Origin of the sequence: Pseudomonas sp. B21-047 (genome assembly GCF_024748775.1) — a bacterium.
Lineage (GTDB): Bacteria > Pseudomonadota > Gammaproteobacteria > Pseudomonadales > Pseudomonadaceae > Aquipseudomonas > Aquipseudomonas capeferrum.
This window is the reverse complement of sequence record NZ_CP087169.1, coordinates 1,889,010-1,911,823: the sequence shown is the minus strand read 5'-3', so window position 1 is coordinate 1,911,823 and position 22,814 is coordinate 1,889,010. Positions and strand designations below refer to the sequence as shown.

Annotated in this window: 20 protein-coding genes and 1 pseudogene; 11 read left to right on the top strand and 10 right to left on the bottom strand. The window is 63.8% G+C overall.

The features are described from left to right. Positions 1–7 precede the first annotated feature (7 nt). The 3 genes from LOY26_RS08745 (at position 8) to LOY26_RS08735 (ending at position 3,220) form a co-directional block, all read left to right on the top strand. Positions 8–1,354 (top strand): glutamine synthetase family protein, encoded by a 1,347-nt coding sequence (locus LOY26_RS08745; protein ID WP_186663901.1) that lies wholly within the window; start codon positions 8–10, stop codon positions 1,352–1,354. A 112-nt stretch (positions 1,355–1,466) separates the two neighbouring features. Then, on the top strand, positions 1,467–2,297 hold the full coding sequence (locus LOY26_RS08740; RefSeq protein ID WP_047581828.1) for an alpha/beta fold hydrolase: 831 nt from the start codon (positions 1,467–1,469) through the stop codon (positions 2,295–2,297). Positions 2,298–2,440: 143 nt separating this feature from the next. Then, on the top strand, positions 2,441–3,220 hold the full coding sequence (locus LOY26_RS08735) for a TSUP family transporter (protein ID WP_033696718.1): 780 nt from the start codon (positions 2,441–2,443) through the stop codon (positions 3,218–3,220). Here the strand turns inward: LOY26_RS08735 and nudC are convergent. Together nudC and LOY26_RS08725 are read right to left on the bottom strand one after the other, a co-directional pair. Further along, positions 3,188–4,018, bottom strand: a complete 831-nt coding sequence (nudC, locus tag LOY26_RS08730) for an NAD(+) diphosphatase (RefSeq protein WP_258714603.1) — start codon at positions 4,016–4,018, stop codon at positions 3,188–3,190. The genes LOY26_RS08735 and nudC overlap by 33 nt on opposite strands. Before the next feature lie 34 nt (positions 4,019–4,052). Then, positions 4,053–4,865: a crotonase/enoyl-CoA hydratase family protein gene (locus LOY26_RS08725; RefSeq protein WP_186663856.1), complete on the bottom strand. Its 813-nt coding sequence runs from the start codon at positions 4,863–4,865 to the stop codon at positions 4,053–4,055. 151 nt (positions 4,866–5,016) lie between these two features. Between LOY26_RS08725 and nhaB the strand changes: the two genes are divergently transcribed. The 5 genes and pseudogenes from nhaB (at position 5,017) to LOY26_RS08705 (ending at position 9,042) form a co-directional block, all read left to right on the top strand. Continuing rightward, on the top strand, positions 5,017–6,519 hold the full coding sequence (nhaB, locus tag LOY26_RS08720; protein WP_258714602.1) for a sodium/proton antiporter NhaB: 1,503 nt from the start codon (positions 5,017–5,019) through the stop codon (positions 6,517–6,519). A gap of 172 nt (positions 6,520–6,691) precedes the next feature. Next, positions 6,692–7,243, top strand: a complete 552-nt coding sequence (locus LOY26_RS08715; RefSeq protein WP_077068357.1) for a lipocalin family protein — start codon at positions 6,692–6,694, stop codon at positions 7,241–7,243. A gap of 81 nt (positions 7,244–7,324) precedes the next feature. Then, positions 7,325–7,624, top strand: a pseudogene (locus LOY26_RS27020) (NIPSNAP family protein); the annotation flags it as partial. Further along, positions 7,619–8,065 carry an NUDIX hydrolase gene (locus tag LOY26_RS27015; RefSeq protein ID WP_050506093.1) on the top strand — a complete coding sequence of 149 codons (447 nt, stop codon included), beginning with the start codon at positions 7,619–7,621 and terminating at the stop codon, positions 8,063–8,065. The pseudogene LOY26_RS27020 and the gene LOY26_RS27015, both read left to right, overlap by 6 nt. Positions 8,066–8,082: 17 nt before the next feature. Continuing rightward, complete coding sequence (locus tag LOY26_RS08705) at positions 8,083–9,042, top strand: ribonuclease Z (RefSeq protein ID WP_258714601.1); 960 nt, start codon at positions 8,083–8,085, stop codon at positions 9,040–9,042. A gap of 120 nt (positions 9,043–9,162) precedes the next feature. Here the strand turns inward: LOY26_RS08705 and LOY26_RS08700 are convergent, their stop codons facing one another. Both LOY26_RS08700 and LOY26_RS08695 read right to left on the bottom strand, forming a co-directional pair. Further along, entirely contained in the window at positions 9,163–10,446 is a 1,284-nt protein-coding gene (locus tag LOY26_RS08700) for a Zn-dependent hydrolase (RefSeq protein WP_033696711.1), read from the bottom strand. Between the two features lie 45 nt (positions 10,447–10,491). Then, entirely contained in the window at positions 10,492–11,982 is a 1,491-nt protein-coding gene (locus LOY26_RS08695; RefSeq protein ID WP_033696709.1) for an NCS1 family nucleobase:cation symporter-1, read from the bottom strand. Between the two features lie 616 nt (positions 11,983–12,598). On the opposite strand from LOY26_RS08695, the gene hydA reads away from it, so the two are divergent. The 3 genes from hydA to preA all read left to right on the top strand — a co-directional run bounded on the left by hydA (position 12,599) and on the right by preA (position 16,787). Continuing rightward, positions 12,599–14,038, top strand: a complete 1,440-nt coding sequence (gene hydA / locus LOY26_RS08690) for a dihydropyrimidinase (RefSeq protein ID WP_047581823.1) — start codon at positions 12,599–12,601, stop codon at positions 14,036–14,038. A 106-nt stretch (positions 14,039–14,144) separates the two neighbouring features. Continuing rightward, a complete protein-coding gene (locus LOY26_RS08685; RefSeq protein ID WP_258714600.1) occupies positions 14,145–15,512 on the top strand; it encodes an NAD(P)-dependent oxidoreductase in 1,368 nt (455 codons plus the stop codon). Next, on the top strand, positions 15,513–16,787 hold the full coding sequence (gene preA / locus LOY26_RS08680) for an NAD-dependent dihydropyrimidine dehydrogenase subunit PreA (RefSeq protein WP_033696706.1): 1,275 nt from the start codon (positions 15,513–15,515) through the stop codon (positions 16,785–16,787). It abuts the gene before it with no gap. A 101-nt stretch (positions 16,788–16,888) separates the two neighbouring features. On the opposite strand, the gene LOY26_RS08675 is transcribed toward preA, so the two are convergent. From LOY26_RS08675 to gnd, 6 genes are all read right to left on the bottom strand, one after another. Continuing rightward, positions 16,889–17,284 carry a DUF4440 domain-containing protein gene (locus LOY26_RS08675; RefSeq protein WP_052040622.1) on the bottom strand — a complete coding sequence of 132 codons (396 nt, stop codon included), beginning with the start codon at positions 17,282–17,284 and terminating at the stop codon, positions 16,889–16,891. A gap of 1 nt (position 17,285) precedes the next feature. Continuing rightward, positions 17,286–17,906 carry a TetR/AcrR family transcriptional regulator gene (locus LOY26_RS08670; protein WP_033696704.1) on the bottom strand — a complete coding sequence of 207 codons (621 nt, stop codon included), beginning with the start codon at positions 17,904–17,906 and terminating at the stop codon, positions 17,286–17,288. Next, entirely contained in the window at positions 17,906–18,262 is a 357-nt protein-coding gene (locus LOY26_RS08665) for a VOC family protein (protein ID WP_047581818.1), read from the bottom strand. Before LOY26_RS08665 ends, LOY26_RS08670 begins: the two co-directional genes overlap by 1 nt. 60 nt (positions 18,263–18,322) lie before the next feature. After that, positions 18,323–20,119 (bottom strand): glycoside hydrolase family 15 protein, encoded by a 1,797-nt coding sequence (locus LOY26_RS08660; RefSeq protein WP_047581816.1) that lies wholly within the window; start codon positions 20,117–20,119, stop codon positions 18,323–18,325. A 143-nt stretch (positions 20,120–20,262) separates the two neighbouring features. After that, positions 20,263–21,768: a glucose-6-phosphate dehydrogenase gene (zwf, locus tag LOY26_RS08655; protein WP_047581814.1), complete on the bottom strand. Its 1,506-nt coding sequence runs from the start codon at positions 21,766–21,768 to the stop codon at positions 20,263–20,265. Next, complete coding sequence (gene gnd, locus LOY26_RS08650; protein ID WP_258714893.1) at positions 21,765–22,787, bottom strand: phosphogluconate dehydrogenase (NAD(+)-dependent, decarboxylating); 1,023 nt, start codon at positions 22,785–22,787, stop codon at positions 21,765–21,767. The genes zwf and gnd overlap by 4 nt, the downstream gene beginning before the upstream one ends. Between the last annotated feature and the right edge of the window lie 27 nt (positions 22,788–22,814).

Sequence of the window (22,814 nt, the reverse complement as noted above, 5' to 3'; positions counted from 1 at the left end):
CATGACCATCACCACAGGTTTTCCCGATCTGCTCAGTGAAGTACGCGCGTTCCGTGCCCGCTACCCCGGCGTACGCCACGTCGACCTGCTGAGCCTGGATATCCCCGGGCATTTCTACGGCAAGCGCTACCCCATCGACATGCTGGAAAAGGTCGCCGCCGGCAGCCCGCTGAAACTGCCACAGAACTGCGTGCTGCTGGGGGTACAGGGCGGGTTGTTCCCGATTGGCGACTATTGCTTCAACGATGGAGATCCGGATGCGCTGCGGCGCCTGATCCCCGGCACCCTCAAGCCGGTCACCTGGGAGCGCGAGCCGCTGGGCCAGATGCTGATCAGCTCCGATGGCACCGCAGCGCCCATCGAGTTCGAGCCACGAGAAGTGCTCGCCCGCGTGTTGCAGCGCCTGGCCCGGCGTGGCATTCGCCCGGTCGTGGCATTCGAGCTGGAGTTCTACCTGTTTGAGCGGGCACTCAAGGAAGGCCTGCCGCAGTTTCCGCGCGACCCGTTCAGCGACGACCCGGACGATCAGCCCAACATGCATATCGAGCGGCTGTCGCGCTTCAGCGACGTGCTGCTCGACATGGTCGAAACGGCCAACGCGCAGGGCGTCGACGCCAACGTCATCACGGCGGAATTGGGGCCGGGCCAGTTCGAGATCAATTTCGGCCACTGCGACGACGGCCTGCGCGCCGCCGACTGGGCAGCCCTGTTCTGCCGCAGCACCCGTGGCGTGGCGCTCAAGCATGGCCTGCGCGCCTCATTCATGAGCAAACCCTACCTGCAAGCCCCGGGCAGCGGCATGCATGTGCATGTGAGCCTGTATGACAACGACGGCAACAACCTGCTGGCCGCCGACGGGCAGCGCCCGCTGCGCCATGCGGTGGCAGGCTGCCTGGCGACCCTGCCGCACTGCATGCCGATCTTTGCCGCCAACCACAATGCCTTTCGCCGCTATGGCGCCATGGTCAACGCTGCCAGCCGTGCGAGCTGGGGCTTCGAGGACCGCGATGCGTGCATCCGCATTCCCGAGTCCGATGCGCGCAATTTACGCATCGAGCATCGTCTGGCGGGTGCGGACGCCAACCCGTACCTGGTGCTAGCGGCGATCCTGTGTGGCATGGAGCATGGGCTGGATGCGGCGCGGGAGCCGATTGCGCCGCTGAACGAAGACCGTGGCAGCGGTATCGACTTTCCGAAGGACATGCTCAGCGCCGTAGCCGCGATGCGCAATCACCCGGCGGTGAATGAGGGGCTGGGCGAAGAGTTCGTGATGGTGTATTGCGAGAACAAGCGTCAGGACCATTTGGCGTTCATGCAGGAGGTCAGTGCCAGAGAATATCGATGGTTCCTGTAATGACTTAATTGTCAGTGCTGGCCCCGCGAAAGGGCCGGTACTGACAAGACCAAAATCTCTCCTATTCTCAATAGCTCACTTGGCAATCCCCCTGCACAGAGGAGCCGCGACCATGAGCTACGTAACCACGAAGGATGGCGTTCAGATCTTCTACAAGGACTGGGGCCCGCGCGATGCGCCGGTCATCCACTTCCACCACGGCTGGCCGCTGAGTGCCGACGACTGGGACGCCCAGCTGCTGTTTTTCCTGGCCGAGGGCTTTCGCGTGGTCGCCCACGACCGCCGCGGCCATGGGCGCTCCAGCCAGGTGTGGGACGGCCATGACATGGACCACTACGCCGATGACGTGGCCGCCGTGGTCGAACACCTGGGCATCCAGGGCGCGGTGCATGTCGGCCACTCGACCGGCGGCGGCGAAGTGGTGCGCTACATGGCGCGCTACCCCGGCGACAAGGTCGCCAAGGCGGTACTGATTGCCGCCGTGCCACCGCTGATGGTGCAAACACCTGCCAACCCGGGCGGCCTGCCCAAGTCGGTGTTCGACGGTTTCCAGGCCCAGGTGGCAGATAACCGGGCGCAGTTCTACCGCGACGTGCCGACAGGGCCGTTTTATGGCTACAACCGGCCTGGCGTCGAACCTGCCGAAGGCATCATCGGCAACTGGTGGCGCCAGGGCATGATCGGCAGCGCCAAGGCGCACTACGACGGCATCGTTGCGTTCTCGCAGACTGACTTCACCGAAGACCTGAAGGGCATCAACCAACCGGTTCTGGTGATGCATGGCGACGATGACCAGATCGTGCCCTACGAGAATTCCGGCCCGTTGTCAGCTAAGTTGCTGCCTAACGGCACGCTGAAGACTTACAAAGGCTACCCGCACGGCATGCCCACCACCCATGCCGATGTGATCAATGCCGATTTGCTGGCGTTCATCCGCAACTGAAGCGGTGCCAGTGCGGGCCCCTATGGCAGCGGGTTTACCCGCGAAACGGCCCGCACTGGCAACCCCCACTCGTCAGGATTACCATGTCCCACTTCTAGCGCGGCCGTTTGCCGCACCCTTGCCTCCCTGCCTGCCAGATACCAATGCCCTTCGAACTCACCGTAGAACCCCTCACGCTGCTGATCCTGGCCCTGGTCGCCTTCGTCGCCGGCTTCATCGACGCCATCGCCGGCGGTGGTGGCCTGCTCACCACGCCGGCATTGCTGACGGCCGGCATGCCACCGCACCTGGTGCTGGGCACCAACAAGCTCAGCTCCACATTTGGCTCGGCCACCGCCGGTTTCACCTACTACAAGCGCAAACTGTTCCACCCTGCGCAGTGGCGCCCGGCACTGTTCGCCACCTTGGTCGGCGCCTCGCTGGGCGCAGTGATCGCCCACTATTTGCCCGCCGAATGGCTGAACAAGATGCTGCCGGTGGTGGTCTTCGCCTGCGGGGTCTACCTGCTGTTCGGCGGCACGCCAAAGGCACCGCTGGATGCCAATGCGCCGATCAAGAAGAAATGGCAAGTGCCGCAAGGCTTCACCCTGGGCTTCTATGATGGCGTGGCCGGCCCCGGGACCGGCGCGTTCTGGACCGTAAGCACCCTGCTGCTGTACCCCATCGACCTGGTGCGCGCCAGCGGCGTGGCGCGCAGCATGAACTTCGTCAGCAACATCGCGGCGCTGACGGTGTTCATCATTTCCGGGCAGGTGGACTACATCGTCGGCCTGGCCATGGGCCTGTCGGTGATGGTCGGCGCCTTCTTCGGCGCACGCACGGCGATCAGCGGCGGCAGCAAGTTCATCCGCCCGGTGTTCATCACCGTGGTGCTGGCCTTGACCGTGCGCCTAGCGTGGCAGCACTGGTTCGGGCAGGCCTAGACGCCGAGCCACATACAGGTCGATCAGGTAGCGGGCGATGGAACGCCCGGCCGGCAGCGGCGGCAGGTCGTGCACGCTGAACCACTGGGCGTCCTCGATCTCGTCCGGTTGCATCACAATCTCCCCGCCCGCGTACTCGGCATGGAAGCCCAGCATCATCGAATGGGGGAATGGCCAGCACTGGCTGCCAACGTACTGGATGTTCTGCACCTCGACCGCCACCTCTTCACGCACCTCGCGTACCAGGCAGTCCTCGGCCGACTCGCCTGGCTCGGCAAAGCCCGCCAGGGTGCTGTAGACACCGGTGACAAAACGCGGCGAGCGCGCCAGCAGAATCTCGTCACCGCGGGTGACCAGCACGATCATGCTCGGCGAAATGCGTGGGTAGCTGCGCAGGTCACACGGCTGGCAATACATTGCCCGCTCCCAACGGATTTGCGTCATCGCCTGGCCGCAACTGCCGCAGAACCGGTGTTCGCGGGCCCAGGTGCCGATCTGCGCGGCGTAGCCCAGCACCTTGTACAGGTCGAAGTCGCCTTCGAGCATGAACGCACGCAACCCACGCCAGGCACACCCCGGCACGTCGGTGGCGGTGCGCAATTCGAGCAGGAACACCGGCTGGCCATCGAAGTGACCGATGCCATGCTCGCACAGTACGTCCAGGTCCTGGCGCTTGAGCCACTCGCGGGGGAACAGCGCGCCGTTGTCGTCCACCAGGAACCCTTCCGGACTGCGGGCGACGGCCCAGCCCCCGGTGATCTGCGGGTCGAGTACTGCGGTAGTCCAGCGTACTGACATGTTGGGGGTTCCTTGCTGAGCGCCCCCCGAGCTGTCAGTCGGCGAACGTCGGTTTCTGTTTGCTCATGTGCGCCGCCACTGCCACGCGCAGGTCTTCGGACTGCAGCATCGCGGCGTTCCAGGTGGCGATGTACTCCAGGCCATCGTCAATGCGATGGTCACGCATGTAGCTGAGCATTTCCTTGGTGCCGGCCACGGCGATCGGCGATTTTGCGGCAATCTCGCGGGCAATGGCAAAGACCCCGTCGAGCAGCGCGGCCTGATCATCATAGACGCGGTTGACCAGGCCGATGCGCAGCGCCTCATCGGCCTCGACGTTGCGCCCGGTGAATGCCAGCTCACGCATCATGCCGTCGCCGATGATACGTGGCAAACGTTGCAGCGTGCCGACATCGGCGGCCATGCCCATGTCGATTTCCTTGATCGAGAACTGCGCATCCTGGCTGCAGTAGCGCATGTCGCACGCCGAGATGAGGTCGATGGCGCCCCCAATGCAGTAGCCCTGCACCGCCGCCAGCACCGGCTTGCGGCATTTGTCCACGGCGTTGAACGAGCCCTGCAGGCGCAGGATGGTACTGCGCAGGAAGCGCGCATTACGGCCGACGTCCTTGCCCATCTGGCCAGCGAGCGAGGCCAGCATCATCAAGTCGATGCCGGCGGAAAAATGCTTGCCCGCACCGCTGATGACCACGGCACGCACGGCAACGGTGTCGTCGACCCACTGGAAGATGTCGATGATCTCTTCCCAGAAGGCCGCGTTCATGGCGTTGACCTTTTCCGGGCGGTTGATCTGAACGTGGGCAATGTTGTCGGTCAGTTCGACCTTGAACGCGCTGTACTCGGTCACGTGCGGCACTCCTGCGGTTGAAGGGTTCATAGCGCAGGATGGTAACCCAGCCGCGAGGCCGCACTTGTGCCAAAAACGGGACTGCACACCTTGCCTAAGGCGGCCCGATCCGGCACCGTGCGGCATTGCCGAATTATAAGGATACATATTCATGTCACGCTCCGTGGCCGGCGCGCTCGCGCACAATTTCCTGGGCCAGTCACCGCTCTGGTACAAGGCCGTCATCGGCCTGTTCCTGGTGCTCAACCCATTGCTGTTGCTGACTGCAGGCCCGGTCACGGCGGGCTGGGTGCTGGTGATCGAATTCATCTTCACCCTGGGCATGGCGCTCAAGTGCTACCCGCTGATGCCTGGCGGATTGTTGCTGGTTGAAGCACTGCTGCTGGAGATGACCACGCCTCAGGCGCTGTACGAAGAACTGCAGCACAACTTCCCGGTGATCCTGCTGCTGATGTTCATGGTTGCCGGTATTCACTTCATGAAGGAACTGCTGCTGTTCCTGTTCTCGCGGATCCTGCTTGGCGTGCGCTCGAAAGCGCTGCTGTCGGCGCTGTTCTGCGTGCTGTCGGCGTTTCTCTCGGCCTTTCTCGATGCCCTGACCGTTACGGCGGTGATCATCAGTGCTGCGGTAGGCTTCTACGCGGTCTTTCACCGTGTCGCCTCCGGGGCCAACCCGCGCGAAGACAGCGCGCTCGACAGCGACCAGCAGATCCCCCAACTGCACCGTGAAGACCTCGACCAGTTCCGCGCCTTCCTGCGCAGCCTGCTGATGCACGGTGCGGTAGGTACCGCGTTGGGCGGCGTGTGCACGCTGGTGGGCGAACCGCAGAACCTGTTGATCGGCCATGAGATGGGTTGGCACTTCGCCGACTTCTTTTTCAAGGTCGCGCCCGTGTCGTTGCCGGTGCTCGGCGCCGGGCTGCTGACCTGTGTGCTGCTGGAAAAACTGCGCCTGTTCGGCTACGGCACGCTGATGCCCGAGCGTGTGCGCCAGGTACTGGCCGCCTACGCCGCCGAAGACGATGCCGCGCGCACCGCGGCACAGCGAGCCGCGCTGTGGGTGCAAGGCAGCGCCGCGCTGATCCTGATCATCTGCCTGGGCCTGCACATTGCCGAGGTTGGCCTGGTGGGCCTGCTGGTGATCGTGCTGATCACCGCGTTTACCGGCATTACCGATGAGCACCGCCTAGGCCGTGCCTTCCAGGACGCCATGCCGTTCACCGCGCTGCTGGTGGTGTTTTTCGCCGTGGTCGCGGTGATCCATCAACAGCAGCTGTTCAGCCCGCTGATCGCCTGGGTACTGGCGCTACCCGCCGAACAACAACCCGGCATGCTGTACCTGGCCAACGGTTTGCTGTCGGCGATCAGCGACAACGTGTTTGTCGCTACCATCTACATTACCGAGGTCAAGCAGGCGTTTCTCAATGGTGGCATGAGCCGCGAGCATTTCGAGACGCTGGCGGTGGCGATCAACACCGGTACCAACCTGCCGAGCGTGGCGACCCCTAATGGGCAGGCGGCGTTCCTGTTTCTGCTGACCTCGGCGGTTGCGCCGCTGATCCGGCTGTCGTATGGCCGAATGGTGTGGATGGCCTTGCCTTATACCGTGGTCATGGGTGGGCTGGGGTGGTGGGCGGTGACCTACTGGTTGTGAGGGCCTGGCTTGGGTTTTGCTGCGTCTGTGAGATCGAGCGCTGCCCGCGCGGCGCTCGATCTCAGACGCTGCAATCCTAAAGACAAACATCCCACACCCAACCCGATACAACTTTTCCCCCTACCCAGCATCGAATCACAGTAAGTCCCCATCCGCTTCAAGGAGGTTCGCCATGGCGATGCGCTCGGCACTGTTGCTTTCCTGCATGACCCTTGCCCTGATCGGTTGCGCCGGGTCCAACGACGAACACAAGACGCCCCCCACCACGCAGCAGGTCGACCTGCAACGCTACCAAGGCACCTGGTACGAGCTGGCACGCCTGCCGATGTTCTTCCAGCGCAACTGCGTGCAATCCGAAGCGCACTACGGCCTGCGCGAGGACGGCCGCATCGACGTCAACAACCGCTGCAAGGAAAAGGACGGCCAATGGAATGAAGCCAAGGGCATCGCCGAAGCCCAGCAGCCAGGCAAGACCGACAAGCTCTGGGTGCAGTTCGACAACTGGTTCAGCCGCCTGGCACCGGGCCTGACCAAGGGTGACTACTGGGTGCTTTACCACGACAAGGACTACCGCGTAGCCCTGGTCGGGCACCCTAACCGCGAGTACCTGTGGCTGCTTTCGCGCACACCGGCGGTCACCGACCAGGAGCGCGAACAGCTGCTGTCGATAGCCCGCAAGCAAGGCTATGACACCAGCAAGCTGATCTGGCGCCAGGAGGGCTAGACCGCCGCACGGCTGCTCGTCGACGACGCGGGGCAATCAAGCTAAGGTGTGCGCCCCGCATCCCCTCGAAGGAACGAGCCGTTGATCACCTGCCACGTCAAATACACCGTCGACCCTTACCAGTTGCCAGCGTTCGAGGCCTATTCGCGCCTGTGGATGGGCCTGGTTACGCGCATGGGCGGCAAGCACCACGGCTACTTCCTGCCTGCCGAAGGCGCCAACAATGTTGCCTACTGCCTGTTCAGTTTTCCCAGCCTGGCGGCCTACGAGCAATACCGCAAACAGGCGGAGACCGACCCCGAATGCATCGCCGCGGTGGCCCTGGCCACTGAGCAACGGTTTATCCTCAGCTATGAGCGCAGCTTCCTCAAGCCACTGCTCGAGCCGCGCATTCGCTCACTTGCCCTGTGCGTGTTCCATCACCAGGGCAAGATCCTGGTCAACGTCTTCGATGACCCTGTGACGCAACGGACACTGTGCCGACCGCTCGGTGGCGGTATCGAGTTTGGTGAACGGGGCAGTGCAGCCATCGCCCGGGAAATCGAAGAAGAACTGGGGCAGTCGATCAGCGATGTGCGCTTGCTTGGTACGCTGGAGAGCCTGTTCACCTATGCCGGTGCACCGGGGCATGAGATTGTGCAGGTTTTCGATGCCCGCTTCGATGACGCCAGCTTGTACCAGCAGCCGTGGCTGGAAGGCCGCGAATCCAACGGCAACCCTTTTCGCGCCAAGTGGTGCGACAGCGCCGACTTCGACAGTATCGGCCCGCTTGTCCCCGAAGGGTTGCAAGCCATGCTGCGCGACCTGTCGCTGCTCGGTTGAACTGAAGGAGGCAGATCATGGACCTGCTGTTTCTAGGCACCAGTGCCGGTGTGCCGACCAAGGCCCGCAACGTCAGTGCCACCGCCGTGATCGAAGCCAGCGGCAGCCAGTGGTACCTGGTCGATTGCGGCGAAGGCACGCAACACCGGCTACTGCACACGCCGTTATCGATACGCGGCCTGCGCGGCATTTTCATCACCCACGTTCATGGCGACCATTGCTTCGGCCTGCCGGGCTTGCTGGCCAGTGCCGGAATGAGCGGGCGTACCCAGCCGCTGGACCTGATCCTGCCCGCTGCGCTGCATGATTGGGTGAGGCTGAGCCTGGCTGCCAGCGACAGCTACCTGCCTTTCGAAGTGCGCCTGCTGGCAGTAGAGAGCCTGGCTGACTGGCGTAGCGAGACGCTGCAGGTCAGTACCGTGCAGTTGTCGCATCGGGTGCCGAGCGTTGGCTTCGTGTTTACCGAGCTCAACCCTGGGCCGCGCCTGGACGTGCAACGCCTGGATGCCGAGGGCATCCCTCGCGGGCCGTTGTGGGGTGACCTGGCCAAGGGGCTGCTGGTGGAACATGAGGGGCGAACCCTGCACGGGCATGATTACCTGCGCGCGTCGCGAGCGGCACGGCGAGTGATTGTGTGCGGTGACAACGACAGGCCCGAACTGCTGGCGGAGGTCGCCAAGGGCGTGGATGTCCTGGTGCATGAGGCGACCTTCACCCAGGCGATCGTCGAACGCACGGGGGCTACATTCGGCCATAGCACGGCGGCGCAAGTGGCACGGTTTGCCGAGGCCGCGGGTGTACGTAACCTGGTGCTGACGCATTTCAGTGCGCGGTATCAGAGTGATTCGCGGCGTAGCCCATCCATTGATGATGTTCGGGTCGAGGCGCTGGCCCATTACCACGGGCATTTGACCTTGGCGCGGGACCTGCAGCGGTATCACATTGGGCGCGATGGGTGTCTGGTGGCGGTTGGGTAGATTTGGGGTTGGGCTGACAGGTGCATGCCGTTGGGGGTGTGGCGCCCATGAGATCGGGCGCCGCCCGCGCGGCGCTCGATCTCATGGGCGCTGAAACCTCAAACCAAGGGCCTAGCGGCTTTAAGCCGCCAACCGCCCACTGGCAATCGCCTCCGAAGCCGCCAGCATCGCCCGCAACAACACCGCACACCCCGCCGCCAGATCCTCCGGCGTGGCATTCTCGATTTCGTTATGGCTGATGCCATTCTCGCACGGTACAAAAATCATCCCCGCCGGCCCCAGCTCAGCCAAAAAGATCGCGTCATGCCCGGCGCCGCTGACAATATCCATGTGCGCCAGCCCCAGTGTATCTGCCGAATCCCGCACCGCATCGACACACGCCTTGTCGAAGTACAACGCCGGGAAATCCGCCGTGGGGGTCAGCTCATGCGCCAGGCCATGCTTGGCGCAAGTGCTTTCGATCACCCCACGCACCTCGGCGATCATCGCATCCAGCTGCTCACCTTCAAGGTGGCGAAAATCCAGGGTCATGCGCACCTCACCCGGAATCACGTTGCGCGATCCAGGGTAGGCCTGCAAGCAACCCACCGTGCCACAGGCATGCGGCTGATGGCCAAGGGCGGTGCGGTTGACCGCCTCGACCACCGCCGCCGCCCCCACCAGGGCATCCTTGCGCAGGTGCATGGGCGTCGGGCCTGCGTGGGCCTCTACACCGCGCAAGGTCAGGTCGAACCACTTCTGGCCCAAGGCCCCAAGCACGACGCCGATGGTCTTGGCCTGGTCTTCAAGAATCGGCCCCTGCTCGATATGCGCTTCGAAATAAGCCCCCACCGGGTGGCCTAGCACGGCGCGCTGGCCCGCGTAGCCGATGGCGTTGAGCGCCTCGCCAACACTGACGCCCTGGGCATCGCGCTTGGCCAAGGTGTCTTCCAGGGTGAACTTCCCGGCAAACACCCCCGAGCCCATCATGCAAGGCGCAAAGCGCGAACCTTCTTCGTTGGTCCACACCACCACTTCCAGCGGTGCTTCGGTTTCCACGCCCAGGTCGTTGAGTGTACGGATCACCTCCAACCCAGCCATCACCCCGAAGCAGCCATCGAACTTGCCGCCGGTGGGCTGGGTATCGATGTGGCTGCCCGTCATCACCGGGGGCAGCTTGGGGTTGCGCCCCGGGCGGCGGGCAAAGATGTTGCCGACCGCGTCCACACTGACGCTGCAACCGGCCGCCTCGCACCACTGGACGAACAGGTCACGGGCCTGGCGGTCGAGGTCGGTCAGCGCCAGGCGGCAGACGCCGCCCTTGGCCGTGGCGCCGAGGCGGGCCAGGTCCATCAACGATTGCCACAGGCGCGCGCTGTCGACGTGGCGTTGGGTGGAATGCAGCACTTGCTTGGCTGGGGTCATGATCGTTCTCCTCAGGCATTTCTAGTTGTCGGTACTGGCAAGCGGTCACGGCAAAGGCTTGGCCAGCCGCGTCGGGCTGCGCGCCGCCACGCCGCCGAGGACGTAGTAAAGCGCCCCACCCAGCAGCGAACCGGTGAACCAGCCGTAGTCGTAGAACCAGCTGAAACTGCTGTTGCCGATGGCCATGACAGTCAGCGCCACCGGCAGTGCGAAGGCCGCAAACCCCGCCCAGTTCCAGGCCGGATACACGTCGTCACGGTACAGCCCGGCCAGGTCCAGACGCTGGCGACGGATCAGGAAGTAGTCCACCACCATGATCCCGGCAATGGGCCCAAGCAGGCTCGAATAGCCCAGCAACCAGTTGGAATAGACGCTCTCAAGGCTCAGGTCAGAAACGATCAAGCCCAGTTTCTTGAGCAGTTCGTGACTCATCAGCGCCAAGCCGATAAGGCCGGTCAGCCACACCGCACGGCTACGCCCGATCAGGCGTGGGGCGATGTTCTGGAAGTCATTGGTTGGCGACACAATGTTCGCCGCAGTATTGGTCGACAGTGTGGCGATCACGATCAGTGCCATGGCCAGGGCCACCCAGCCTGGGCTCTGGATCTTGCCGATCAGGCTCACCGGGTCCGACACCGTTTCGCCCACCAGCGACGCCGAAGCGGCGGTCAGCACCACACCCAGGGCGGCGAACAGGAACATGGTCAGCGGCAGGCCGAAGATCTGCCCCAGAATCTGATCCTTCTGGCTTTTCGCGTAGCGGCTGAAGTCGGGAATGTTCAACGACAACGTGGCCCAGAAACCGACCATGGCGGTGAGCCCGGCACAGAAGTAACTGACCACGCTGGCGCCCTCGGGCCGCTTGGGCGGTTGCGCCAGCAACTCGGTCATCGACATGTGCGGCAGAGCCCACACCAGCAGGCCGATGCCGACCGCCACCAGCAATGGCGCTGAAAGGGTTTCAAGCCATTTGATCGACTCCGCCCCGCGCAGCACCACCCACAGGTTGAGGGCCCAGAAGATCATGAAGCCAATGACCTCACCGGTGCCCTCCAGGGCCTTCCAGCCATCGAACATCGAACCGAGGAACAGGTGAATGGCCAGACCGCCAAACATCGTCTGGATGCCGAACCAGCCACAGGCGACGACGGCGCGGATCAAGCACGGCACGTTAGAGCCAAGGATGCCGAACGAGGAACGCAGCAGCACCGGAAAGGGGATGCCGTACTTGGTGCCGGGGAACGCGTTGAGGGTCAGCGGGATCAGCACAATCAGGTTGGCCAGCAGGATCGCCAGCAACGCTTCACCCACACTCAGGCCAAAGTAGGCCGTGAGCACACCGCCCAGGGTGTAGGTGGGTACGCAGATGGACATGCCCACCCACAAGGCGGTGATGTGCCACTTGTTCCAGGTGCGCTGGTGCACCTTGGTGGGCGCGATGTCGTGGTTGTAGCGCGGGCTGTCGAGCACGTCACTGCCCGCCTCCAGCTCGAACAGGCCTTCCTGCTCGATCACTTGCGATCTGCTCTGTTGCATGGGGCCTTCTCCAGGTTTTTCTAATTGTTTGCTCATCGGGCTAACGCGATGGCCGGAGTACACACACCACCAGTACTGCTCCTCCGGTCCGGCCTGGCGGTTGTGGCCGTACTCAAATTGCGTGCCGGGTTGGCCTGCGCCGTCCCGGGTGGCCGCCGCCTACCGGAGGTAATCAACTGAACTGCAAAGCATTTATCTGCGCCTGGCGAAAGTACGGTGTTCCCCTCGCCTGCTGCGCATACCACCTTCGGCCGCCCCTGCACCCTGCCTTTGGTTTCAATCTGGTGCAGCCTGGTTTTTTGAGCAGGATAGCCGGCCCTTCGAACCGGTTATCAAGCAGCTGATTTTGCATGGAAAATCTTGACCAATTTGGCTTCTTGTCAAGTGCGTCAAAATGGTGAAGGGCCTCACCATTTTGGTGATTTCTATATTTTTACCTTTAATATCAATAACTTATGAATGATATAAGCTAATAAATTATTTTCTTGAACAATCTCAAATCACCATCTAAATTTCATTCTTGTCAGGCCTGACAGGATTGCAAGTCACCCTTCAGCCACTGGCCGATAACAATTCAAGAACCGGCCCAGACCGGTCAGCCTGCGAGGAAGACGGCATGTCCCTGTTGATCCGTGGTGCCACCGTGATAACCCACGAAGAGCGTTACCCCGCCGATGTTTTGTGTGTCGAGGGTGTGATCCGCGCCATTGGCGAAAACCTCGCCCCCCCCACCGACTGCGAAATCCTCGACGGCACTGGCCAGTACCTGATGCCCGGCGGCATCGACCCGCACACCCACATGCAACTGCCCTTCATGGGCACCGTGGCCAGCGAGGACTTCTTCAGCGGCACTGCTGCAGGCCTGGCCGGCGGTACCACCTCGATCATCGACTTCGTCATCCCCAACCCGCAGCAGTCGTTGCTGGAGGCCTTCCACACCTGGCGTGGCTGGGCACAGAAGAGCGCCTGCGACTACGGCTTCCACGTCGCCATCACCTGGTGGAGCGAGCAGGTCGCCGAAGAAATGGGCGAGCTGGTGGCCAAGCACGGGGTCAACAGCTTCAAGCACTTCATGGCCTACAAGAACGCCATCATGGCCGCCGACGACACGCTGGTGGCAAGCTTCGAGCGCTGCCTGCAACTGGGCGCGGTGCCCACCGTGCATGCCGAGAACGGCGAACTGGTCTACCACCTGCAGAAAAAACTGCTGGCCCAGGGCATGACGGGCCCCGAGGCACACCCCCTGTCGCGCCCTTCGCAGGTCGAAGGCGAAGCCGCCAGCCGCGCCATCCGCATTGCCGAAACCATCGGTACACCGCTGTATGTGGTGCACATATCAAGCCGCGAAGCGCTGGACGAGATCACCTATGCCCGGGCCAAAGGCCAGCCGGTGTACGGTGAAGTACTGCCCGGCCACCTGCTGCTCGATGACAGCGTCTACCGCAGCCCGGACTGGGCCACCGCCGCCGGCTACGTGATGAGCCCGCCCTTCCGCCCACGGGAACACCAGGAAGCCCTGTGGCGCGGCCTGCAATCGGGCAACCTGCACACCACCGCCACCGACCACTGCTGTTTCTGCGCCGAGCAGAAGGCTATGGGCCGCGACGACTTCAGCCGCATCCCCAATGGCACCGCCGGTATCGAGGACCGCATGGCCGTGCTGTGGGATGCCGGGGTCAACAGTGGGCGCCTGTCGATGCAGGAGTTCGTCGCACTGACTTCCACCAACACCGCGAAGATCTTCAACCTGTTCCCGCGCAAGGGCGCCATCCGCGTCGGTGCCGATGCCGACCTGGTGCTGTGGGACCCAGAGGGCACGCGATTGATCTCGGCGCAGACCCACCACCAGCGCGTGGACTTCAACATTTTCGAAGGCCGCACCGTGCGCGGCATCCCCAGCCACACCATCAGCCAGGGCCGTGTGGTCTGGGCCGATGGCGACCTGCGCGCCGAACCTGGCGCCGGCCGTTACGTGGAGCGCCCGGCCTACCCCTCGGTGTACGAGGTGTTGGGCCGACGCGCCGAGCAGCAGCGCCCGACACCCGTCCAGCGCTGAGCCTTACCCACAGCACCCGCACTGCCGTACCGGCCCTGAAGAGGCCGGGCGGCGCCGTATTGCCGTTGACTGCCACATCCAAAAAAGAAAAGAGAGGCTAACAACCGTGATCGATGCCCTGAACCACTTGCCGCGCCCCCGGGCCGGCGCCGACCAGTTGGCCGAGCGCTTCGGCGACCTCGCCCCGCCCCTCACCGCCCGCCAGGCCGCCGTGGAAAGCGCCCGCTGCCTGTATTGCTACGACGCCCCCTGCGTCAATGCCTGCCCAAGCGAAATCGACATCCCCTCGTTCATCCACCGCATCAGTGACGAGAACCTGCAAGGCGCTGCCGAACGCATTCTGTCGGCGAATATCCTCGGCGGCAGCTGTGCCCGTGTGTGCCCGACCGAAATCCTCTGCCAGCAAGCTTGCGTGCGCAACAACGCCCAGGAATGCGCACCGGTGCTGATCGGCCAACTGCAGCGCTATGCCTTGGACAACGCCCACTTCACCGAGCACCCCTTCACCCGCTCGCCGGCCACCGGCAAGCGCATCGCCGTGGTCGGCGCAGGCCCGGCCGGGTTGTCCTGCGCGCACCGCCTGGCCATGCATGGGCACGACGTAGTGGTCTTCGAAGCGTGCGACAAGGCCGGTGGCCTCAACGAATACGGCATCGCCCGCTACAAGCTGGTGGACGACTACGCCCAGCGCGAGGTGGAATTCCTGTTGGGTATTGGCGGCATCGAAATCCGCCACGGTCAACGCCTGGGTAGCAACCTCAGCCTGGGCGAGCTGCGCGATCAGTACGATGCAGTATTCCTGGGCCTTGGCCTGAATGCGCTGCGTCAGCTCGGCCTGGCCGATGAAGAGGCGCCCGGCGTGCTCGCCGCCACTGCATACATCCGCGAACTGCGGCAGGCCGACGACCTGAGCCAACTGCCGCTGGCCGACCGCTGCCTGGTGATCGGCGCCGGTAACACCGCCATCGACATGGCCGTGCAGATGAGCCGCCTGGGCGCCCGTGACGTCAACCTGGTGTACCGCCGCGGCCACGCCGACATGGGCGCCACCGACCACGAGCAGGACATCGCCAAGGCCAACCAGGTGCGCCTGCACACCTGGGCGCGCCCCGATGCCGTGTTGCTGGATGACGCCGGCAAGGTGCGCGGCATGCGCTTCGCCCGCACGGCACTGGCGGATGGGCGCCTGCGCGACACCGGCGAAACCTTCGAACTGGCCGCCGATGCGATCTTCAAGGCCATCGGCCAGCGCTTCGACGACGCCAGCCTCATCGACCCCGTGGCCGCGCAACTGGCCCGCGACGGTGAACGCATCCACGTCGATGCGCACATGCGCACCAGCCTTGCGGGTGTCTACGCGGGGGGCGACTGCACCGCCCTGGGCCAGGACCTCACCGTCCAGGCCGTGCAACACGGCAAGCTGGCCGCTGAAGCCATCCATGCCCAACTCATGCTCAATGTGGAGGCTGCGTAAATGGCCGACTTGTCTATCGAATTCGCCGGTATCAAGGCGCCCAATCCTTTCTGGCTGGCATCGGCGCCACCCACCGACAAGGCCTACAACGTGGTCCGCGCGTTCGAGGCCGGTTGGGGCGGCGTGGTCTGGAAGACCCTGGGCGAGGACCCGGCGGCGGTCAACGTGTCGTCGCGCTACTCAGCGCACTACGGCGCCAACCGCCAGGTGCAGGGTATCAACAACATCGAGCTGATCACCGACCGCTCGCTGGAGATCAACCTGCGTGAGATCACCCAGGTGAAGAAGGACTGGCCCGACCGCGCGTTGATCGTGTCGCTGATGGTGCCGTGCGAGGAACAATCGTGGAAGTTCATCCTGCCCCTGGTGGAGGCCACGGGCGCCGATGGCATCGAACTGAACTTCGGCTGCCCCCACGGCATGCCTGAACGTGGCATGGGCGCGGCGGTCGGCCAGGTGCCGGAGTATGTGGAGATGGTCACCCGCTGGTGCAAGACTTATTGCGCCCTGCCGGTGATCGTCAAGCTCACGCCGAACATCACCGACATTCGCCAGTCGGCCCGCGCCGCGCACCGCGGCGGGGCGGATGCGGTGTCGTTGATCAACACCATCAACTCGATCACCAGCGTTGACCTGGACCGCATGGTGGCCCACCCCATCGTCGGCGACCAGAGCACCCATGGCGGTTACTGCGGTTCGGCGGTCAAACCGATCGCGCTGAACATGGTCGCGGAGATTGCCCGCGACCCCGAGACACGTGGCTTGCCGATTTGCGGCATCGGCGGTATCGGCAACTGGCGTGACGCTGCCGAGTTCATCGCCCTGGGCAGCGGCGCCGTGCAGGTGTGCACGGCCGCGATGCTGCATGGGTTCCGTATCGTCGAAGACATGAAAGACGGCCTGGCCCGCTGGATGGACCAGCATGGGCACCGCAACCTGGAGGCGTTCAGAGGCCAGGCCGTGGGGCATACCACCGACTGGAAGTACCTGGACATCAACTACAAGTCAGTGGCACACATCGACCAGGACGCCTGCATCGGTTGCGGGCGCTGCCACATCGCCTGCGAAGATACGTCGCACCAGGCCATTGCCAGCACGGCCAAGGCTGATGGCACCCACATCTACAGCGTGATCGAGGAGGAATGCGTGGGCTGTAACCTGTGCCAGATCACCTGCCCGGTGGAAAACTGCATCGACATGGTGGCGCAGGATACCGGCAAGCCTTACCTGAACTGGACACAAGACCCGCGTAACCCCTATCGCGAGGCGAGCTGAGGCTGAAGCTCCCACAGGCGTTGTTTGCTTTTTCAGGCAGGCAGAAATCCTGTGGGAGCGGGCTTGCCCCGCGAAAGGCTGTGAAGCGGCCCCATCTCTGGTCAAGCCACCGCTGTCTCATGCAGGTACACCCACACCACCCGCTGCTCGTCACACTCCACAATGGCCAACGAATACCGCGCAGTCTCCTGCCCCTGCAACCGGTGCGTCTCCTTGTAGCGCACCGCCACACTCGCCCCCGCCTGCCACACTACCTGCACGTCACTGACCTCGATTTCCAGCCCTGGCCGAGCCCCGGCCCCCCGCTCGAACAACTGCCCCACCTGCTGCCGATCAACGATCGCGCCCGCCGTGGTGACCATACTGAAGTTGTCGGCAAACACCGCCATCAACTCGCTGCGAAGCGCCTCGGTTCGCGCAGCGGGCCGGGTGAATACTGCATGGATCAGATCATGTACATCGTGGATGCTGCGTGCAGCCCGTTCACTCAAGGTCATATCAAGGTTCCAAACCAATGCCACGCAGGATGACACTGGTCACCGTCTGCACCGCGTTTTCGAATGCCATGTCCGACAAGGGCTCGCCGCCATTGAGCAACGCCACTTGATAGCCAAAGTCGGCATAGTGCTGGGTCGATGCCCAGATCATGTACAACAGCGCAGACGGCTCTACCGGCAGGATGCGCCCGTCTTCCACCCAACGGCGAATCTTGGTCTCCTTCAGCTTCGCCCAGGGCACCAGGCTTTCGTCCAGGCTCACGCCCAGCACGGGCGCGCCGTGCAGCATTTCTTCAGCCCAGATTTTCGAGCCCAGCGAGCGTGAACGCGAATGGCCCATCTTGGCGCGGATGTAGCTGGTGAGCACCACACGTGGGTCATCGAAGTTCTCGAAACACAGCGCATCCTGCTTCCACACATCCAGCAGGTCCTGCAGCACGGCGCGGAACAGGTCGTCCTTGGTGCTGAAGTAGTAATGAAGGTTGGAGCGCGGCAACTCGGCCTGCTCGGCGATATCGCCCATCGAGGTGGCGCCATAGCCTTTCTCGGCGAACACCTTTTCTGCAGCCTGGAGAATCTTCTCGATGTTACGCCGGCGGATCTCGATCTTGTGGTTGGCCATCAAGCTTGGGCCGTCCACACCGCCAGTTCATAGCCGTCCGGGTCGACGAAGTGGAACCGTCGCCCGCCGGGGAACGAAAACGTGGCACGGCTGATCTGCGCACCGGCGGCCTCGACCCGCTGCTGCGTGGCGTCGAGATCGTCGGCGTACAGGATGACCAGCGGGCCACCCGGGCGTACCGGCTCGCCTGTAGTAAAGCCACCCGTCAGCCGCCCATCGCTGAATTCGGTGTAGGCAGGGCCGTAATCGGTGAAGCGCCAGCCGAAGACGCTGCCATAAAAGGCCTTGCTCCGTGCGATATCGCTGACATTGAATTCGATGTTGTCGATCTGTCGATCGTGGCCACGAACGCTCATGCGTGCTCCTTGCCAATGGGTAATGGCCCAGTCTACTTGAGTCAGTGCACACACGCAGACCTAACCACAACGCGCCCGATCGCGCACCGGGCACTGCGCGCGGTGCAGGTTCAGCGCCGTGTTGATGATGCCGATATGGCTGAACGCCTGGGGGAAGTTGCCCAGCATTCGCTTGCCTGCCGGGTCATACTGCTCCGCCAGCAACCCCAGGTCGTTGCAAAGGCCGCTCAAGCGTTCGTACAGGGCCTGTGCCTGGGCTTGCCGGCCTAGCAGCACATAGACATCGGCCAGCCAGAATGAACACACCAGGAACGTACCCTCCCCGGGTGTCAGGCCGTCGCTGCAGCTGTCGGTGTCATAGCGCGACAACAGGCCATTTTTCAGCAGCCGCTTTTCGATTTCTGCCAGCGTGCGCAAAAACCGTGGGTCTTCCGCCGGCAGAAAGCCGGTCAATGCAATCTGCAACAGGCTGGCGTCCATTTCGTTGGCGCCGTAGGCCTGGACAAAAAACGCCCCACTCGGGTCCAGCCCGCGCTCGCACACCTCACGGCGAATCTCGTCTGCCACCTGGCGGTAGTGCCGCCCGCGCTCGCGATCCTCTTCGGTGGTTTCGGCCAACCCCGCCGCGCGGTCGAACGCCACCCACGCCATGACCTTGGAATGCACGAAATGCTGCCTGCCACCGCGAACTTCCCAGATACCTTCGTCCGGGTCTCGCCAGATGCGCTCCACGTACGGCAGGATCAAACGGGCAATCGCGGCGCTGCGTGGGTGCCGAGGCAAGCCGCCTTTGATCGCCTGGGTCATGGCATCGGCCAGCTCGCCGTAGATATCCAGTTGCATCTGCCCGGCCGCCGCGTTGCCCACCCGCACCGGCTGCGAGTGCTCGTAACCGGCCAACCATGGCAGGGTGTACTCCTGCAGGTCACGCTCGCCGGCCAGGCCGTACATGATCTGCATCTGTTCGGGGTTGCCTGCCACCGAACGCAACAGCCATTCGCGCCAGGCCTGGGCTTCGTCGAAGTAGCCCAGGTTCATGAACGCCAGCAGGGTCATGGTGGCGTCGCGCAGCCAGCAGAAGCGGTAGTCCCAGTTGCGTTCGCCACCTATGCGCTCGGGCAGCGAGGTGGTGACAGCGGCGACGATGCCGCCGGTGGGCGCGTAGGTCATGGCCTTAAGCGTGAGCAGCGAGCGCCGCACCAGGGCGGTGTAGGGACCGACCTCCGGGCAGCGGGCGGCAAAGGCCTGCCATTGGTTGATGGTTTGCGCCAGCGCCGCCTCGACATCGCAATCGGGCTGCACAGGCAGGTGCGAGGGTTGGTGGCGCATGCTGAACACCTGACGTTGACCGGCACCGACACGAAAGCGTGCGACAGTGTGGTGGTCACGTGCGTGCGAGGGGACCGTGCTGCACAGGATCAGGCGGTCAGGGCCGGCTACGGCGCTGAGGGTCAGGGGGTCGAGCTTTTCTACCCAAGGCACGCTGCGCCCGTAGTCGAAACGCAGCACCAGGTCCATCTCGAAGCTGGTTTCGCCGGCCAGGCCTTCGACGATGCGCACGACCGAGTTGACCTCGCCCAGGGGCATCAGGTCGAGCACGCGCGCCCGGCCAGAGGCGGTGACCCAGGTGGTTTCAAGCACCAGGGTGTCCTCCAGGTATTGCCGGCTGGTGTGCTCGACCGGGTCGCAAGGGGCCAGGCGCCAGCGGCCGTTTTCTTCATTGCCCAGCAGGGCTGCAAACACGGCGGGGGCGTCGAAGCGGGGCAGGCACAGCCAGTCAATGGAGCCATCGCGGCTGACCAGGGCGGCGCTGCGGCAATTGCCGAGCAAGGCGTAGTCTTCGATGTGGGCGGGCATTGAGTCTCCTTTCGGTTGAGCCGGTTGGTCGCCTGGGTCGGCCTCTTCGCGGGGCAAGCCCGCTCCCACAGGTACAACACCGCACCAGTGGGAGCGGGCTTGCCCCGCGAAGAGGCCGGCACTGGCAACCCAACTTGATCAGGTCACCCCAAACGGTGCCATTCCCGCCTGTCACGGGTCAGCAGTTCATTGCCAGCCTCTGGCCCATCTTCACCTGCCGGGTATTCGTGCACTTCGCCATCCTTGGCCCAGGCATCGAGAAAGGGCTGCACCGCGCGCCAGCCGTTCTCGATGTTGTCGGCCCGCTGGAACAGCGTCTGGTCACCGGTCAGGCAGTCGTAGATCAAGGTTTCGTAGCCCGTCGCCGGGGTCATCTTGAAGAAGTCCTTGTAGGCAAAGCCCAGCTCGACGTTCTCCATCACCAGCTCAGGCCCCGGGCGCTTGGCCTGCAGGTCGAACCACATGCCCTCATTGGGCTGGATCTGGATCTTCAGGTAGTTGGGCTTGGGCCGCTCCAGCTCCGACTCGCGGAACTGCGCATAGGGCGCGGGCTTGAAGCAGATGGCGATCTCGGTGTCGCGCACGCTCATGCGCTTGCCGGTACGCAGGTAGAACGGCACGCCGGCCCAGCGCCAGTTGTCGATCATCACCTTGAGTGCCACGTAGGTCTCGGTCTGGCTGTCTTCGCCGACATTGGCTTCCTGGCGATAGCCGGGCAAGCGCTTGCGCCCCAGCTTGCCCGCCGTGTACTGGCCTCGCACCGAGTTTTTCAGCGCCATCTTCGCCGACCACGGGCGAATGGCGCCGACCACCTTGGCCTTTTCGCCGCGCACGGCATCGGCGCCAAAGGCGGCCGGAGGCTCCATGGCGACCATCGCCAGCAACTGGAACAGGTGATTGGGGACCATGTCGCGCAGGGCCCCGGTGTTGTCATAGAACGCACCGCGGGTTTCGACGCCGACGGTCTCGGCGGCGGTGATCTGCACATGGTCGATGTAGTGGTTGTTCCAGAACGACTCGAACAGCCCGTTGGAGAAGCGGCTGACCAGAATGTTCTGCACCGTCTCTTTACCCAGGTAATGGTCGATGCGGTAGATCTGCCGCTCGCCCATCACCTTCAGCAAACAGGCGTTGAGTGCCTCGGCGCTGGCAAGGTCAGTGCCAAAGGGTTTCTCCACCACGACGCGACGAAAGCCACCGGCCGACTCGTCGAGCAGGCCGGCCTGGCCCAGGCGCAGGGCCACTTCGGGGAAGAAACGTGGCGAGGTGGCCAGGTAGAAGATCGCGTTGCCATGACGGGTCGCTTCGATGCGCTTGGCAATCGCCTGGTACGTGGCCGGATCAAGAAAGTCGCCGGTCTGGTAGTCCAGCCGTTTGGCCAGCCGCGCCCACAGTTTTTCGTCCAGGCACTTGGCGCTGCCCTCGCCGCCCTTGTCACGCTCCAGCATGAAGGCGTGCAGGCGCTCGGCGAACGCCTCGGCGGTGGCGGCATTGTGATCGACGCCAACGATGCGCAGGTTGCGGTCCAGCAACCCGTCACGGCTGAGGTTGTACAGCGCCGGCATCAGCAGGCGCTTGACCAGGTCGCCATTGGCGCCGAACAGAAACAGGGTGCAGGGAGGCGCTGCAGGGATCGTCTGTTTAGTCATTCGCCTTTCTTCTCGACATGCCCACCAAAGCCCAGGCGCATGGCCGAGAGCATCTTGTCGCCATACGTGCCCTGCTGCTGACGCGAACGGAAGCGAGCGAACAGCGCGCTGGACAGCACCGGCACTGGCACGGCCTGCTCCACGGCGGCATCGATGGTCCAGCGGCCCTCGCCACTGTCGGACACCGAACCACTGAACTGCGCCAACTGCGGGTCGGCCACCAGCGCGTCGGCGGTAAGGTCCAGCAACCAGGACGTGACCACACTGCCGCGGCGCCAGACTTCAGCGATCTCGGCCACATCGAGGTCAAAGCGCTGGTCTTCGGGCAGCTCGTTGCCGCCCTTGCTGCGCAGCAAGTCGAAGCCTTCGGCGTAGGCTTGCATCAGGCCGTACTCGATGCCGTTGTGCACCATTTTCACGTAGTGCCCGGCACCGGGTGGGCCTGCGTGGATGTAGCCATGCTCGGCGCGCTGGTGCTCGCCCTCGCGGCCATGGGTACGCGGGATGTCGCCGACGCCGGGCGCCAAGGCCTTGAACAGCGGCTCGAGGCGCTCGAACACGTCCTTTTCGCCCCCGATCATCATGCAGTAGCCACGCTCCAGCCCCCACACGCCGCCAGAGGTGCCCACGTCCAGATAGTGCAGGCCACGTTTGGCCAGATCGGCGGCACGGCGCATGTCGTCTTTATAGAAGGTGTTGCCACCGTCGATGATCGCATCGCCCGGTTCCAGCAGGTCGGCCAGTTGGGCAATGGTCTGCTCGGTAGGGTCACCGGCCGGCAACATCACCCACACCGCACGCGGGGCCTTGAGTTTTTGCACCAGGGCGCCGAGGTCGTGGGCACCTTGTGCGCCCTCGCCCTCCAGCCCGACGACGGCGTCGCGGTTGCGGTCGTGCACCACGGTGCGATGGCCGACGCCCATCAGGCGCCTTGCGATATTGCCGCCCATGCGGCCCAGCCCGACGATTCCCAGTTGCATGAGCCGATGCTCCCGTTTCGAAAATGGATGATGATGCAGTTAAGCGTTTCAGATTAGTCCAGCGTA